Genomic DNA, 17,773 nt, shown 5'->3' with positions numbered 1-17,773 from the left:
GGGCCGCGGTGGGTACGACCTCGAACGCTTGGCTTGGGATCAGTTGTTGTCCGGAGGGCGGTGACCGATTTTCTGTTCCCAACTCGGCCGTCCGACGCGTCGATTCACCCGAATGCGGGTGATCCGCATACATGAGAAGTACTACTCTCCAGGCGAAGATCCGGCGTTGAGTAATCTGAAGATCGCCGTCGGCGACAGCGCCTTAGGTCAGGAGAGGGGTGGTTACAATCCGGCCGGATTCGCCCCGCTGGCGGGAGATCAACGCCAGCGACTACCCGCACGAGCGAGCCGGTCTGCAGCAGCTTCAGGCCCTGTTACCGGACGGTGACCCCTACCACGCCTGGGCGAACGTCGAGTTCCAGGGCACGGACGGCACGGTCAACGAAGTCGACCTTCTGGTTCTCGTGCCCCAGGGTCTGTACATCCTGGAGCTGAAGCACTGGCAGGGTGACATCGCTGGTGACGGGTTCCAGTGGCGGCGGACGATGCCGAACGGCCGGGTGCGGCTGGTCGACAATCCGGTGATCGCGGCGAACCGCAAGGCGCGCCGGTTTCGAACGCTGCTGGAGCAGTACGCCGGCAGGGTGCCCGGGCGCCGGCCCCGTGTGCCGTACGTCGACGCAGCGGTATTCATGCACGCCGCCACTGTCCGGTCGCAGCTGGATCCGGTCGGCCGGCAGCGCGTGTACGGCCCGCACGGTTCGTCTGCGTCCGGGTTGGACGACATCAACCGGCTGGTGACGCACCGGCCCGCCAGCGGCGGCATCGATCGGGCGGCCGCTCGGGAGATCGTCGCCCTGATCGAGGCGTGTGGGCTGCGGCCGTCGGTGTCCAAGCGGATGGTCGGGCAGCTTCTGCTGACACCGAAGCCGTTCGCCGAGGGTCCCGGCTGGCAGGACTTCCTCGCTGGGCACCAGCAGACCGATCTGGTACGGCGGGTCCGGTTCTACCTGACCGAGCGTGCCGACGCCGATCGAGAGATGATCCAGCGCGCGGCGGAGCGGGAGTTCCGGCTGCTGCAGGGCATCCGCCACGACGGGATCGTCCAGGCGCATGATCTCATCGAGCACAGCTACGGCCCAGCGGTGATCTTCGACCACAACGAGGACTGGGTCCGGCTCGACCGATGGCTCGCCGAACACGACGGCGAGCTGACCGTCGACCGGCGTCTGGAGCTGGTTCGTGAGCTCGGCGACATCATGCGGTACGCGCACTCGCGGCACCTTGTGCACCGCAACCTCAACCCGCGGTCGATCTTCGTGCGGAAGCCGAACTCGTCGCGACCCGGGCTCGTGGTCATCGACTGGCAGACCGGCGGCCGAATCCCCGGGACCACCACGACGTCGCAGGGCACTGTGCTGGGCACACAGCATGTCGAGGAGCTCGCCGACGAGTATGCCCGCGTGTACCAGGCGCCGGAGCTGACCAACCCGGACGCGCCGGGGGTGCTGTTGGACGTGTTCGCGCTGGGCGCGATCACGTACCACATCATGAGCGGGCGCCAGCCGGCCACCAGCATCGCCGAACGCAAGGCTGTGCTGGACCGGCTCGGCGGCCTCGACATCACCGCGGCGCTCGACGGCGCCCCGAGCAGCCTGGTGGATCTCGTCTTCGACGCCACCTGCGTCGTGGTGCCGGCACGTACCAGGACGGTCGCACTGTTCCTGGATGGTCTCGACCAGGTCGAGGAGGAGCTGACCGCTCCGGACCCGGTCCCGCAGGTTAACCCATTGCAGGCGCGCAGCGGCGACGTGCTCGAAGGCGGGCTGACCGTGGTCGACCGGCTGGGCGCCGGTGCCACGTCGGTGGCGATCCTCGTCCGCGACGAGCAGGGCGCGCAGATCGTGCTCAAAGTGGCGCGAGATCCGGAGAAACGGCAGCGGCTGTATGACGAGGCCGCGGTGCTGCGGCGGATCCCGCACTGGCAGATCATCCGCCTGGTCAGGGACGAGCCGGTCGAGGTCGGCGGCGAGGTAGGGCTGCTGCTGGAGTACGCCGGGCCGAAGACTCTCGCCGACCAGCTTGCCTCCGGTGGCCGGCTCAACCTGGAACAGCTGCACCGCTACGGCCGGGACCTGCTCGACGTCGTCCGTGCGCTGGACGCCGAGGGCATCATGCACCGCGACATCAAGCCGGCCAACCTGGCGGTCCGCCCGCGTTCGCGGGACGGTGAGCTGCACCTGTGCGTGTTCGACTTCTCCCTTGCTGCCGCGCCGGCGGAGCACTTGACCGCAGGCACCCCGCCCTACCTCGACCCGTTCCTCGGGCCGCCGCGCCGCGCCCGGTACGACGCCGCGGCAGAGCGCTTCGCCGTCGCGGTGACGTTGTACGAGATGGCCACCGCGACGCTGCCGAAGTGGGGCGACGGGCTCACCCCGCCGGAGCACCTGACCGACGAGGTGACGCTGGCGCCGGAGCTGTTCGACCAGGACGCCGCCGAGGGCCTGGTCGCGTTCTTCGCCAAGGCCCTTGCCCGGGACGCCCGGCAGCGCTTCGACACCTACGAGGACATGACCGACGCCTGGCGGCGGGTGTTCAAAGCCCTGCCCGAGCCGGCCGTCGACCACGAGCCGTCCACCGGGGAGGTCCCGCTCGCGGTCGGGCGGGATACCCCGCTGGAACGGGTCGGGATGACCCCGAAGGCCCGGTCGGCGCTGGAACGCATCGGCGTCCACAACGTCGGCGACCTCATCGACCAGGACCAGATGGCGCTGTCCCGGCTGGCAGGCGTCTCCCAGGCGACCAAGACCGAGATCCGCCGCCGGGCCCGCGAGCTGCGAGCCGTCTTCGCCACTAGCCACACCGTCACCGCCGAACCGACGCATGACGACAACGTCCGGCAGGTCGCCGGTGTCGAAACCCTGCTGGAACTGCTGACCGGATCCGCGACCAGGCGCCGGTCCGCCGAGACCGCGGTCGTGTCGATGCTGCTCGGCACGGACATCCCGCCGAGCGACGACCAACCGCCGCACTGGCCGTCGCAGGTCGACCTGGCCCGCCACGGCGGCGTCACGTCCCAACGGGTGAGCCAGATCCTGCACCGGCTCACCGAACGCTGGCAGGAGCTGCCGGACCTCAGCCGTATCCGGGACGAGATCGTGGTCCTGCTCGACGCCAACGGCGGCGTGATGTCCGCCGACGAACTGGCCGGCGAGCTCATCGCCGCGCACGGCTCGTTCAGCCCCGAACCGAGACGCACCACCCAGGCGATCGGCGTGGTCCGCGCCGCCGTCGAGGTCGAACTCGCCCGAGGCGGCGACGCCCGGCTCGACCAGCACCGGGTCGACAAGGTCGTCCTCATCGGCCGCGAGCCCGACGACCCGGACGCCGAGCACACCGCGATGGACTTCCTGCAGTACGCCGCGAAGCTCGGCCGGATCGCGCACGCACTGGCGAGCCAGCCGCTGCCAGCCACCCGGACCCGGGCCCTGGAACGTCTTCGCGAACCGGCCCCGCCACCGGCCATGCCACAAATGTCGGACAGCCGGCTGCTCTCCCTCGCTGCGGCCGCAGGCGGCGTCGCCCTCAGCCCGCAGGAGCAGCTGTACCAGGTCGGCATGGCCGCCGAGACTGCCCTGCGGCTCGCCGCCGGCACCCTCGCCGTCCCACCCGGCCGGTCCCTGACGATCGAAGAGGTCCGCAAACGGGTCCGGGCCCGATTCCCGCGCGCCGAGGACCTCCCCGGCCGGCCCAAACTCGACCAGTACCTGACCGCCGCCGGCATCGCCCTCGAGTGGCGCCACGACCGCTACACCACACCGACGAGGCCCGGCAGCGACCTATTTGCCAGCCGCACCCGCGGCACTCGCACCGGGCCGCTGCTGCCGGCCGGACCGGACGCCGTCGCCGAGGCCGACGCCCGGCTCGCCGCCGTCATGGACCGCGACGGCTTCCTGGCGGTCCTGGTGAAACCCGCCGCCCTGAGCGGTGCCCGCAAGGCGTTGCTCGATCGGTTCGGGCTCGCCGAGCTGAACGTCACCGCGGTCCTGGTCGAGACGCTGCGTTCCCTCGGCGTGCCGTGGGAGCTGGTCCTTGAGTCCGATGCTCGCGAGGCCGCCCACCCCGACCGCCGCAATTTGGAGAGCGCCGTACGGGCCGAGGTCGTGCCGCGCCTCACCGCCGCCCTCACCACAGATGCAGCGGTACTGCTAAGCGAGGCGGCACCCCTCGCCCGGTACGGCTGCATGGACCTCATCGCGACACTGGCCGACAACGGCGTCCCACGTCCGGCCGCCCGGCTCCTGCTCGTCCCGACCCGCGGCGGCAAACAGCTCCTCGACGACCAGCCCCTCCCCGTCACCTCGACCGGCCAGCTCACCTGGCTGCCCGACGCGTGGTGGCAGCCCGCCCAGGCCACCGGAAAGGCCCGCACGTGACCACACTCGCCGACCTGCAGCGCCAGCTCAAAACCTTGACCAACGATCTGCGCGGGCAGGCCGAGACCCAGCCGAAACTCCGGTCATGGCTGGAGACGCAGTACAAGGCGGCGTACGGCAAACGCACGGGCGCCACCTACGAGGCGTGGCGCGAGGAACAGATCGACCAGGCCGCCGTGGCGTGGCTGCTCGGCACCGTCTTCGTCCGCTTCTGCGAGGACAACGACCTCATCGACCGGCAGTTCATCGCCGGCCCCGGGTTACGCACCGACGACGCCGTCGAAGCCGCCACCGAGTATTTTCTGCAATTTCCGAAGCACAGCGACGGGGAATGGATTCGGCAGGCGTTCCGGCATCTCGCCGCCCTCCGCCCGACGAAGGCTCTCTTCGACGAGCACAACCCGGTCTGGCACTGGGACCTCAGTGCCGACGCCGCTGCGGGCCTTCTCGACTTCTGGCGCCGCGGAGCTGGCGTCCACGACTACACCGACCCTCAGCTCAACACCCGATTCCTCGGCGACCTGTACGAGAAGCTGTCCCAGGACGCCCGGAAACGGTACGCACTTCTGCAGACTCCGCCGTTCGTCGAGAAGTTCATCCTCGAACTGACCCTCGACGAGTCCATCAAGGACTACGGCCTCGAAGACACCTCACTGATCGACCCCACCTGCGGCTCCGGCCACTTCCTGCTCGGCGCGTTCCACCGCCTCCTGCCCCTGTGGGAACGCCGTCACCCCGACCTCGACCGCCGGACCCGAGCCCAGAAAGTCCTCGACCAGATCACCGGCGTCGACATCAACCCGTTCGCCGTCGCGATCGCACGCTTCCGGCTCCTCGTCGAGGCCCTGCGGTACTGCGACGAGAAGCACCTCGCCGACGCCCCAGGCTTCGCGATGCGCCTCGCAGTCGGTGACTCGCTGCTGCGCTGGGGCGACGAGGACTCCTCGCATCAGGGCGACATCCTGCACCTGCTGGAAAGCGGCACCGCCTACCCGTATTACACCGAGGACGCCCAGGCGCTGAAGAAGCTGCTCAAATCGGCGCAGTACACGGTGGCGGTCGGCAACCCGCCGTACATCACCGTCAAGGACAAGTACCTCAACGACCTCTACCGCGGAATGTACGACTCTTGCTCCGGCAAGTACGCACTGTCGGTACCGTTCGCAGAGCGATTCTTCGAGCTGGTGCGCGGCCCCGACGCGTCAGGCCGATGCGGGATCGCGGGACAGATCACGGCCAACTCGTTCATGAAGCGCGAGTTCGGCAAGAACCTGATCACCGAATTCTTCGCCAAGCGAGTCGAGCTGAGCCACATCATCGACACGTCCGGCGCATATATCCCCGGCCACGGCACCCCGACCGTGATTCTGATCGGCAGACGCCGAGAGCCGAAGAGCCCGACACTGCGCGCGGTACTCGGCATCCAAGGTGAACAGGGCGTGCCCGAGGACCCGGCTCGTGGTGACGTCTGGTCCGCTATCGCGGACAACTGGAACCGGCCAGAGACGGCCAACAGGTTCGTGACCGTCGTCGACGCGGTTCGGACGCTCTTCGTCGGCCACCCCTGGAGCCTTTCGGGTGGCGGAGCTTCTTCGTTGCGGGAGAGCATCAACTCGAGCGCGTCCGCCCTGCTCGGCAGTCGGGCCGACTCCATCGGCATTACGAGCTTCACGCTTGAGGATGACCTCTACGTGCAGCCCGCAGGGGCGTTGCGCCGACGGGCCATTCGGGACGATCGACAGCGTCCGATGGTCCTCGGTGACGGGGTGCGCGACTGGACGCTCGAAGTCCTGGAACACGCGATCTTTCCCTATGACGACTCCTACGCTCCATTGGACGTCGCCGACGATACGGCGTTGCTGCGTTTCATGTGGCCCTGTCGAACCTGCCTTGCGAACAGCATCATGTTCGGCAAGCAGACCAAGGTGAGCGCCGGTCTGAGGTGGACAGAGTACGGCCGTCTTACCGCATCGAAACTCAAACTGCCGCTGACGATCACGTGGGGAGAGGTGGCGACGCACAACCACTTCGTGCTGGATCGAGGTGGGAAGGTGTTCAACAGAACGGCGCCGGTCATCAAGTTGCCTGTCACCGCGACCGAGGAAGATCATCTGGCGCTGCTCGGCCTGTTGAACTCCTCGACCGCGTGCTTCTGGCTCAAGCAGGTCAGCCACGACAAGGGCATTCGAGGCGAGGGCGGCGGGTTCACAAGTAGCGACTGGGAGCGGTTCTTCCAGTTCAACGCGACGAAGCTCAAGAGCTTTCCGATACCTGCCGGCACGCCGTTGGTGCGGGCGGGGGTGTTGGATCGGCTGGCGCAGCAGCTTGCCTTGGTCCGGCCGTCCGCGGTCTGTGCCGTCGGCGTTCCGATGAGGCAGGCGCTCGATACCGCGAAGGCCGACTACGCACGTATTCGGGGCCGGATGATCGCGCTGCAGGAGGAGCTGGACTGGGAGGTCTACCGGCTGTACGGTCTGCTCGACGAGGACCTGACCGCGCCGGACGATGCGCTGCCGGAGTTGCAGCTCGGGCAGCGGGGATTCGAGATCATCATGGCTCGCGGTATCGCTGATGGGGAGCCGGCGCCGGAGTGGTTTGTCCGGCATCGGTCGCAGCCGACGGCCACCTTGCCGGAGGAGTGGACCGCGGCGTACCGGGACGTGGTTCTGAAGCGGATCGCGGTGATCGAGTCGCGTGCGGATCTTGCGTTGATCGAGCGTCCTGAGTGCAAGCGACGGTGGTCCTCGACGCCGTGGGAGGTGCAGGAGCAGCAGGCGTTGCGGGACTGGCTGCTGGACCGGCTCGAGGCGGAGGAGCTGTGGCGGGGTCCGGCGGCCGGTCGGGTCATGTCGGTCGGTGTCCTCGCCGACCGAGTGGGTACCGATGCGGATTTCCGGTCGGTGATGGCGCTGTACTGCGGGCACGATGCCTACGACCTCGCTGCCGAGTTGACGAAGCTGGTGTCGGACGAGACGGTGCCGTTCCTGGCGGCGTACCGGTACAAGCCGTCCGGGCTGGTCAAGCGCAAGCAGTGGGAGGACGTGTGGGCGTTGCAGCGGCGGGAGGATGCGGGGGAGCGGTTGGCGACGCCGATTCCGGTGCCGCCGAAGTACGCCCAGGCCGACTTCGCGCGGACGCCGTACTGGCGCAACCGGGGCAAGCTCGATGTGCCGAAGGAGCGGTTCGTCCTGTATCCGAATGCCGGCCGGGACGCGTTGCCGGTGCTCGGCTGGGCGGGCTGGGACCATCTGGAGCAGGCGCAGGCTCTGGCGAATCTGTACATGGAGCGTAAGCAGCAGGACGGCTGGCCGAAGGAGCGGCTGTTGCCGCTGCTGGCGGGCCTGGCGGAATTGGAGCCGTGGCTGCATCAATGGCATGCTGACGATTTGCCGGAATATGGCGGTAGTCCGGCCGATTTCTACACGGCGTTCGTTGATGCAGAGTTGGCGGCGTTGGAGGCGGATCGGGCCGAGATCGCGTTGGGGGTGCTGGCGTGACGATGCTGCGTGAGGTCATCGCGATTCCGGAGCGGGTGACCGACTCGGACTATGTGATGCGCTTGGCGGAGGGCGTCAGTCATGCGCGGCAGACCCTCGCCGATTACGTGGTCACCGACAGCCTGAAGTCGGAGTTCGTCAAGGCGCTCGGTCTGGTGGCGCAGGCGCTGGAGACGGGCCGGTCGCAGGCGGGTTTCCTGCACGGGTCGTTCGGTGCCGGCAAGAGCCACTTCATGGCGGTGCTGCACGAGATCCTGCGCCGCAACCCGGACGCGTTGGCGGTCGAGAACCTGTCGGAGCCGGTCGCGGACGCCGACCGCTGGCTCACCGGCCGCAAGGTGCTGACGTTGACGTTCCACCTGCTCGGGGCCCGGTCGCTGGAGGCCGCGGTGCTCGGCGGCTACCGCCAGCAGGTTATGGAGCTGCATCCGGAGGCTCCGCTGCCGGCCGTGCACCGCTCGGATGCGCTGCTCGTCAACGCCGCGGAGTACCGGGCCGAGGTCGGCGACGAGCGGTTCTTCGCGAAGCTGAGCGAGGCGTCGGGCGGGGGGTCCGCCGGGTGGGGGCAGTGGCGCGGTGGCTGGGACGCCGCCCGGTACGAGGCCGCCGCGGCGCAACCGCCCGGCACACCCGACCGCGATCGGCTGGTCTCCGACCTGACCGCGACCATCTTCAAAGGCGCCGTGCACAGCGGTGAGTTCCTCGACATCGACGAGGGCCTCGCGGTGATCACGCAGCACGCGAAGTCGCTGCAGTACGACGTGATCGTGCTGTTCCTCGACGAGCTGATCCTGTGGCTGTCGCAGCACTTGTCGAACCTGGAGTTCGTCAACCACGAGGGTGGCAAACTCGCGAAGTTCGTCGAGTCGGCCGACCAGCACCGGCCGGTGCCGATCGTGTCGTTCGTTGCCCGCCAGCGGGATCTGGTGGAGTTCCTCGGCCCGCACGTGCCAGGTGCGGAGCGGCAGGCGTTCGCCGACGTGTTCCGGCACGGGCGAGGCCGGTTCACCGAGATCGTGTTGCCGGACCGGAACCTGCCGCAGATCGCCGAGCGGCGGCTATTGAAGAAGATCGGTGACGGCGAGCGGATCCTCAGGGAGGCGTTCGAGGCAGTGCAGCGCCGCCGCGATGTATGGGACACGCTGGTCGCCGGTAACCAGTACGGTGACGCCGGGGTCGGCTCCGATCCAGCGGTGTTTCGGCGCCTGTATCCGTTCAGCCCGGCGCTGGTGGCGACGCTGGTGTCGCTGTCGCAGGCGTTGCAGCGGGAGCGGACCGCGTTGAAGGTCATGGCCCGTCTCCTGGTAGCCGGCCGGGACCGACTGCGGGTCAACGACGTCATCGGGGTTGCCGAGCTCTTCGACGAGCTGGTCGCCAAGGGCGAACTGCCGGACAACCCGAAGCTGAAGAAGCAGTTCGAGACCGCTCGCGTGCTCTACGGGCGGCTGCGGCCGGTCCTGCTGGACCAGCACCAGCAGACCGACGTGAGCGTCGCGGCGCTGCCGCCGAGCCACCAGTTCAACGTCGATGACCGGCTGATCAAGACGCTGGTGCTCGCGGCGCTGGTGCCGGAGGTGCCGGCGCTGGCGAACCTGACCGCAGTGCGGCTGCACGCGTTGAACTACGGCTCGATGGTCAGCCCGATCATCGGCTCGGAACCGCCAATGGTCCTGAAGCGGTTGCGGGATCTGTCGGTCTACATCCCGGAGATCCAGATCGGCGAGGGCACCGATCCGGTGATCCGCATGGAACTGTCCGAGGTGGACGCCTCCGTCCTCGTCGAGCGGGTGCCGACCACCGAGGACACGCCCGGTGCCCGGCGCCGGCTGCTGCGCGAGCTGGTCTGCGCCGAGCTGGGCATCACCGCGCCGGAGGGCATGTTCGCCGCCCAGCAGCAGCCGCGGGACTGGCGCGGCCGCCGGCACCACATCGACGTCATGTTCGCCAACGTCCGGGACCCCAACGAACTGCCCGAGTCGGAGATCGCAGCGGTCGGCGGGCGCTGGCGGGTGGTCATCGACTACCCGTTCGACGACGAGACCCACAGCCGTCGCAGTGACACCGCCCGCATTCGGGCCATCGACACGCACTTGAACAGCCACACCCTGTTCTGGCTGCCGTACTTCCTCACCGAGGACCGGCTAGGCCTGGTCGGTACCCTGGTGAAGCTGAACTACCTGCTCGCGGGCAGCGGCGACGACCGGCTGCGCACGATCGCCTCGGACTTCTCCACCGACGAGCGGCTCCAGGCGAAGGCGATGCTGGAACAGCAGCAGCGCACCACCCGGGCCCGGCTCGTCGACTGCCTCAAGCAGGCGTACGGCGTGGTGCGTGCCCAGCCGGCCGATGTCGCGGACGACCCGGACCCGGTGCTGCAGACGATCGCGCCGGGCTTCACCCCGGCGAAACCGATCGGCGGGACACTTCGGACCGCGTTCGACCATCTGACCGGGCAGATGCTCACCTGGATCTATCAGGGTTCCCCGAACCTGCCCGAGGACGAGCCGCTGGTCACCGTCGCGCAGCTGCGCAAGGTGCTCGACTACGCCCAGCAGGCCATCGCCGACCCGGCCCGCCGGGTGCTCGTGGAGCCCGGCGATCGGCGGCACGTCCGGCGGATCGCCAACCAACTGAAGATCGGCGAGTGCACCGATGAGGGGGTCTACACCCTCAACCCCACGTACCTGTGGTGGACCGGCCACTTCCTGCAGCAGGCCAAGGCGCTGGAGGGGGCGACCGACCGGTTCGGCGTCTCGCTGCTGCGCCGGATCACCGACCTGCCGCAGCCGCGCGGCCTAGACCGGCCGGTGCAGCAGCTCCTGATCGCCGTGTTCGCACTCGACCAGGACCTGTCCTGGTACCGCGATGACCGCAAGATTCCGGCTCCAGGCCTCGACGGCATCGCCGATGACATGGAGCTGCGGATGGACCGCCGCCCCGACGAGCAGCAGTGGAAGGCCGCGCTCGACACGATCAGCGGGCTCACCCCGTTGCGGCTGCCACCGCGGCTGTCCGCGGCGAACCTCGCCCGGTTCGGCGCTGCCGTGCGCGAGCACCTCAAGGGGGCGCTCCCCGCGATGCGGACCCTGATCACCGCGCTGGAGGAGCACGCCGGGCAGCTCGGCATCGATCCGACCGCCACGACCGGGCGGCTCCACACCGCCCGACGTGTGGTCGCGCTGCTCGACGCCGTCGTGGACGAGCTCGATGACGTGGTCGTGGTGGACCTGCTGGCCGATCCCGACCTCGGCGGCGTCGAACCGGTCACCGCCAGCGTGTACCTCACCCGTGCGGCGGCGCTCACCGAGGCGCTGGCGCGGACCCCGTGGAACATGCTCAGCACCGTCGCCGGGCTCCAGGACGACCGCGCCGAGGCGGCGCGGCTGCTGCTGGAGAAGCTGGCCGATTCGGCCCGCCGCGAGCAGGTACACGCCGACCTCGCCGAGGCGTTGTCGACGGCTGCCCACGAAGCCACCGAGCTGCTGGCCCGGACGCCGCCGCCGGTCATCGTCCCGCCGCCGGTCGTCGACCCGCCGGTCGTGACACCGCCCGTGGTCACACCGCCGGTCACCCCGCCACTGGTACGGACCGGTGGTGAGGCCACCATCGCCGACGACGCGTCCTTCGACGAGGCGGTGGCGAAGCTGCGTAGCTTTCGGGCGGCGAACGCCGGGCGCCGGATCCGGGTGGAATGGTCGGTGGAGTGAGCACGACCGCCGCCGGTATCGCCGCGCCGCGCGCCACCGAGGCGCAGGTGCGGGCTATGGTCGCCGACTGGCTGCGCAGCGGCCGTCCGGAACGGGTCCTGGCGCTGAAGGCCCGTCCCGAGTGGAGCGGCCCACCGACGATCCAGGTTCGGGACACCGTCGTGCGGGTGGTGCCGGCCGTGTCTTCGCTGGCAGTTCGGGTGGCACTGGTCGAGCTGCCGCCCGAGGAACGCCTGGTGGTCCTCACCGACCGCGATGACGACGACCTCGGTGCCGGGCTGCTGTCGTACTGCTCGACGCAGACCGTGATCAGCATTGACCCGTGGGAGATCGTCCGGACGCACTTCGAGGCCGCCGCGCTCGACCCGGCGCTCGTCCGGCAGCGCCGCCAGCTCGCGGAGGCGTTGCTGGAACACGCGCCACCGGGCGGCTGGCCGCCGGTGCGCGGCGGCGTCGTGACACGCGACGGCGCGATGCAGTTGCTGGCCGCACGGCTGCTGGGCCTCGCCGTGGACGACCTTGACGCGACCGGGCTGCTGCAGTGGACCCTGCGCGGCACCGACGTGGTGCGGTACGCCGCCGTCGATGCCGGCCTGCGCTCCATCATCGCCGGCTGGCTCGCCGAGACCGCCGGCGCCACCGCGCGGTGGGCCATCGCCGCGGTCGACAGCGGGCACGGCACCGACGCCATTCCTCTTGGGCTCGTCGCCGGGCTGCTGTGGGACGGGCGGGCGCCGACCGCCGAAGTGGCCGCTGCCCGGGTGCGGTTCGAGCAGTACCTTGGCGGGACCGCCCCGCGGGAGAACGAAGCCGCTGAGTGGAGCACCACCGTTCTCGCCTGGGTGACCCGGGCGCTGGGCGGCGAGGACCGGGCCGAGGCACAACGCCTGCTCGGCCGGGCCCAGGAGCTGGCTCGGGGGCTCCAGGCGGACCGGCTCGTGGGCCGCTCGGACCTGCTGCCCGGCGGACTCGATGCCCGCTTCGCGACCTTTGCCGAGGAGCTGCGGCTGGCGCTGCGTAAGCCGACCAGCCGTACCCTCGAGGCGGCGGAAGCGGCGCTGCGGATGGTGGCGCGGCACCGGCTCGCCGCGGTCGGCGACCAGTACCCGACCGCGGTGCTGGCCATGCGGGCACTGCGCTGGCTCAACACCCCGGACGACACTCCGATGACCCTGGCGGAGGCGGTACACCGGCAGACCGCCACCGATGGATGGCTCGACCGGGCCCGGCTGCGGCTCTGGGTCGGCGTGAGCGATCCCGCCCTCGCGGCCGTGTACCGGGACCTGCATGCCGCCGTCGCCGCCCGCCGCGACCGGCACGACGAGCAGTTCGCGGCGCTGCTCGCTGCGGCCACGGCCGCCGACAGTGCACCCGGCAGCCTGCTGTACGTCGAGGATGTCGTGCGGCGGGTCGTGAAACCCGTCGTCGACGCGGGCCGGCCGGTGCTGCTGCTCGTCGTCGACGGGATGAGCGTCGCCGCGAGCACCGAACTGGTCGAGTCGGCGGTCGCCGCGGACTGGTGGGAACTCACCCCGGACGGCGGACCGCGGGTCGGCGTAGTCGCGGCACTTCCCTCGGTGACCGAGGTGAGCCGCACCAGCCTCTTCACCGGCGAGCTCCGGCGAGGCGGGCAAGCCGACGAACGCGCCGGCCTCGCCAAGCAACTCGGCTCCGACGCCGTGCTCTTCCACAAGGGTGACCTGCTCTCCGGCGCCGGACAGAGCCTCGCACCGTCCGTCGTGGCGGCGCTACGCAACCCGGACGTGCGCACCGTCGCCGCGGTCGTCAACACGATCGACGACGCCCTCGACCGCAGCGACCCGGCGGCGACCGCCTGGACCCTGGAAACCGTCCGGCTGGTCCGCCATCTCCTCGACGCCGCCCGCGGCCGGGTCGTGGTGCTGCTCTCCGACCACGGGCATGTCGTGGACCGGGGACCCGACGGCGACCTGCGCAGCACTTCCGGGGCCTTGTCGGCACGATGGAGGCCCGCCGGTGGCAACGCGCCGGGCGACGGCGAGACCCGGATCACGGGGCGGCGGGTCGTCCTCGGCGACGGCGACGTCGTCCTGCCCTGGCGGGAGACGATCAGGTACACCGCCCGCAAAGCCGGCTACCACGGCGGCGCCAGCGCGGCCGAGGTCGTCATCCCGCTCGCCATGCTCACCTCCGCCGGAGAACCGTCGCCGACCGGCTGGTCACCCGCACCGGTCGCGTCCCCGGCGTGGTGGCGCGGCCCGGTCGACCTGTCGAACGCGGTCACACTGAGCGAGCCGACACAGGAGGGCACCCTCTTCGACGTCGCCGCCCCGGTCCCCGCAGCTGTCGAGCCGGGCACTCTCGGCGCAACCCCGCCATTCGTGACGGCACTGCTGGCCAGCCCGCGGTACAAGCAGAACCGGGCCCTGCGGCTGGCCGGCCGCCCGGTGCTGCCCGACGAACGGGTCACCGCCCTGCTCACCGCCCTGCACGAGGCCGACGGCCGCCGCCTGCCGATGGAGGCCCTCGCCGCCCGCTCCGGCGTGCCCGCGCAGCGGATCGGCAACGTGGTGACCATCCTGCGGCGGGTCCTCGCCGTCGAGGGCTACCAGGCGGTCGAGGTCGACGGAGAGATCGTCACGCTCGACGAACGGATGCTGCGCGAGCAGTTCGAGCTCGGGAGCAGCCGTGACGGTTGAGGTCAGCAACCGGCGCCGCCGCGAGGTGGTCGACGCGCTGCGCCGGGGCACCGTCCCCGGCAACGGACTCGATCTGCTCGCCGTCGGGCTCGGCCGGTTCGAGGCCGCGATCGACGCCGAACTGGACACCGCTGCTGGCGGCGGGGCGGTGTTCAAGGCGGTCCGGGGCGAGTACGGAGCCGGCAAGACCTTCTTCACCCGCTGGCTCGCCGAACGGGCGAAACACCGCGGGATGGCCACCGCCGAGGTGCAGATCTCCGAGACCGAAACCCCGCTGCATAAGCTGGAAACCGTCTACCGGCGCATCTGCGACAACCTCACCACCACCGAATTCCCACCGTCGGCAATCCGGCCCGTCCTCGACGCCTGGATGTACACCCTCGAAGAAGACGTCCTGGCCACCGGCGACATCGCCGAGACGGACAGCAACGCCCTCGACGACGGCGTCGACCGGCTCCTCGACCGACGACTCGGCGAGATCGCCCGCAGCGCACCCGCCTTCGCCGCGGCCCTGCGCGGCTACCGGACTGCCGCTGGCGCAGGCGACCAGGCCACCGCCGAGGGCCTCGCCGCCTGGCTCGGCGGCCAGCCCAACGTCGCCTCGACCATACGCCGCGCCGCCGGCCTGAAAGGCGAGCTCGACCACTTCGGCGCGCTGGCGTTCCTGCAAGGCCTGCTGATCGTGCTCCGCGGCAGCGGGCACCCGGGCCTGCTCGTCGTCCTCGACGAGGTCGAGACCCTGCAACGCATGCGCTCCGACGTCCGCGACAAGGCCCTCAACGCGCTGCGGCAGCTGATCGACGAGGTCGACGGTGGCCGGTTCCCCGGCCTATACCTCATCATCACCGGAACCCCGGCATTCTTCGACGGCGTGCAGGGCGCCCAACGCCTGCCACCCCTCGCGCAGCGGCTCGCCACCGACTTCACCGCCGACGCCCGCTTCGACAACCCGCGCGCCGTCCAGCTGCGGCTACCCGGCTTCACCACCGACGGGCTACGCGAACTCGGCGGCAGAGTCCGGGACCTGTTCGTCACTGGCCTGCCCGACCGCGAGCGGGTCGCCGCCACAGTCGACGACGCCTACATCGCCCTGCTCGCCGACGCCGTCACCGGCCAGCTCGGCGGCAAGGTCGGCGTCGCACCTCGGGTCTTCCTCAAGAAGCTCGTCGCCGACGTCCTCGACCGCGCCGAACAGTTCCCCGACTTCGACCCGCGCCGCCACTACCCGGTCACGCTGACCGCCGCAGAGCTCACCGACGTCGAACGCAACGCCGCCGGCCTGGCGGTCGAAACCGTCGACGACATCGACCTCACTCTGCCGTGACCGCCACCGAACGGCTCCATCCCGGCCTTGCCCACCACATCGTCAACACCCTCGGCTGGCGCACCCTCCGGCCACTGCAAGCCGCAGCCATCGAACCGATCCTCAGCGGCAACGATGCCCTCCTGCTCGCCCCGACCGCAGGCGGAAAGACCGAAGCAGCGGTGTTTCCTACCCTGACCGCCATGGCCAACGGCGACTGGACCGGCATCTCGGTGCTGTACCTGTGCCCGCTGCGGGCCCTGCTCAACAACCTCCACCCCCGAGTCGCCAGCTACGCCAGCTGGCTCGGCCGAACCACCGGACTCTGGCACGGCGACACCTCCGCCACCCAGCGCCGCCGGCTCCGCCTCGAACGACCGGACATCCTGCTCACCACGCCCGAATCTCTCGAAGCGATGCTCGTGTCTACGCTGACCGACCCACGGCAGGTCTTCGCCGATCTCCGGATGGTCATTGTCGACGAAGTCCACGCCTTCGCCGGCGACGACCGGGGCTGGCACCTACTCGCCGTCGTCGAGAGACTTTCCCGCCTCGCCAGCAGGCGAATCCAGCGCGTCGGCCTGTCCGCGACCGTTGGCAACCCGGAGGAACTCCTGCGCTGGCTGCAAGGCACCAACGCCACCCACCGGGCAGGCGCGGTCATCGCCCCCAGCGCGCCGCCCGGCCCGGCCCCGACCATCGACGTCACGCTCGACTATGTCGGCAGCATCGACAACGCGGCCACCGTCATCGCCGCCATGCACCGCGGCGAGAAACGCCTCGCCTTCTGCGACAGCCGCGCCCAGGTTGAACAGCTCGCCCTCGCGCTGCGCGCCAAAGGCGTCCGCACCTTTGTGTCCCACTCCTCCCTCGCCGTCGACGAACGGCGCCAGGCTGAGCAGGCGTTCGCCGAGGCCCGCGATTGCGTCATCGTCGCCACCGCCACCCTCGAACTCGGTGTCGACGTCGGCGACCTCGACCGCGTCATCCAACTCGACGCGCCGCGTACCGTCGCCTCGTTCCTGCAACGTCTGGGCCGCACCGGCCGCCGGCCCGGCACCGACCGCAACACCCTGTTCCTCGCCACCAAACAAGACACGCTGCTCAAGGCCGCCGGGCTGCTCACCCTGTGGCGGGACGGGTATGTCGAGCCGGTCACCCCACCACCGCGACCCCGGCACATCGCGGCGCAGCAGGTTCTCGCCCTGTGTCTGCAGGAGGGCCGAATCGGTGGCGAGACCTGGCCGTCCTGGTACGGCGACCTCGCAATCTTCGACCACACCACGCCGGCCATCGTGGAATGGCTCGTCGAATCCGGGCACCTCGACCGGGATGCCGGCATGCTCGCCATCGGACCGCAGACCGAACGCCGGTACGGCCGACGGCATTTCATGGAACTGCTGACGGTCTTCGCCGCCGCCCCCGAGTTCGCCGTCCTGCACGGTCGGCGGGAGGTCGGCAGCACCGACGCGCTCGTACTCACCATGAAAGTCGACGGGCCGCGCGTCATCGTCCTCGGTGGCCGGCCATGGAAGGTCACCCACATCGACTGGAACCGCCAGCGCTGCTACGTCGAACCCACCGACCTGCCCGGCCGCAGTCTCTGGCACGGTTTTCTGCCGCCGGAGACCTGGATTCTCGCCCAATCCCAGCGACGGGTACTCCTCGGTACCGAACCAGACGTCAACTGGTCCAACCGCGCTGTTCATACCCTTGCCGCACTGCGGCAGCAGCGCGGGTCACAGACCTGGGCCGACGGGAGCGTCGTCGAAGCACGGGAGGACGAACACCGCTGGTGGACATGGGCAGGCCGGCGGGCCAACGCCACCATCGCGGCGACGCTACCGAAAGCTGTTGTGGACGGCGCGCGCCTCGACGACCACATGATCCGGCTACGTGGCGATCTGGCCGCCGGTGAACTGCGGCGACTCATCGACGCGTCGGACGCCGAGCGGCTCCCAGCGCCTGACATCGACGACAACGCCGTCGCGGGCCTGAAATTCAGCGACGTCCTTCCGACTGACCTGGCGATCGCCACACTCGCCGAGCGGGCGGCCGACACGGCCGGTGCCGCAGCGGTCCTGACCGCGCCGCTGCGCTGGATCAATCGTCCTTAGCCTCGGTCTTTCGTTAGCTGTTGATCAAGGCTGTTTGGCAGCTGGTTGATCTTCTCGTGGGCGGCGCGGATGGGCTGGGCATGGTGGTGACCCGG

Annotated in this window: 6 protein-coding genes; all 6 read left to right on the top strand. The window is 70.0% G+C overall.

The features are described from left to right. Positions 1–218: 218 nt before the first annotated feature. From pglW to ABT369_RS26335, 6 genes are read left to right on the top strand one after another with little or no spacing between them, the layout of a single operon-like run. Positions 219–4,376 (top strand): BREX system serine/threonine kinase PglW, encoded by a 4,158-nt coding sequence (gene pglW / locus ABT369_RS26360; RefSeq protein WP_350615794.1) that lies wholly within the window; start codon positions 219–221, stop codon positions 4,374–4,376. Then, a complete protein-coding gene (gene pglX / locus ABT369_RS26355; RefSeq protein WP_350615792.1) occupies positions 4,373–7,873 on the top strand; it encodes a BREX-2 system adenine-specific DNA-methyltransferase PglX in 3,501 nt (1,166 codons plus the stop codon). The genes pglW and pglX overlap by 4 nt, the downstream gene beginning before the upstream one ends. Positions 7,874–7,875: 2 nt before the next feature. Continuing rightward, the gene (locus ABT369_RS26350) at positions 7,876–11,580 is read left to right on the top strand and encodes a DUF6079 family protein (protein WP_350616063.1); all 3,705 of its coding nucleotides are present in this window, start codon (positions 7,876–7,878) and stop codon (positions 11,578–11,580) included. After that, positions 11,577–14,258, top strand: a complete 2,682-nt coding sequence (pglZ, locus tag ABT369_RS26345) for a BREX-2 system phosphatase PglZ (RefSeq protein ID WP_350615790.1) — start codon at positions 11,577–11,579, stop codon at positions 14,256–14,258. Before ABT369_RS26350 ends, pglZ begins: the two co-directional genes overlap by 4 nt. Continuing rightward, entirely contained in the window at positions 14,248–15,582 is a 1,335-nt protein-coding gene (brxD, locus tag ABT369_RS26340) for a BREX system ATP-binding protein BrxD (protein ID WP_350615788.1), read from the top strand. The genes pglZ and brxD overlap by 11 nt, the downstream gene beginning before the upstream one ends. Further along, complete coding sequence (locus ABT369_RS26335; RefSeq protein WP_350615787.1) at positions 15,579–17,678, top strand: DEAD/DEAH box helicase; 2,100 nt, start codon at positions 15,579–15,581, stop codon at positions 17,676–17,678. Before brxD ends, ABT369_RS26335 begins: the two co-directional genes overlap by 4 nt. The last annotated feature ends 95 nt before the right edge of the window (positions 17,679–17,773 follow it).

Source organism: Dactylosporangium sp. NPDC000244 (assembly GCF_040300725.1).
Lineage (GTDB): Bacteria > Actinomycetota > Actinomycetes > Mycobacteriales > Micromonosporaceae > Dactylosporangium.
The sequence above is the reverse complement of the archived record's forward strand: the minus strand, read 5'-3'. Positions and strand labels throughout refer to the sequence as shown.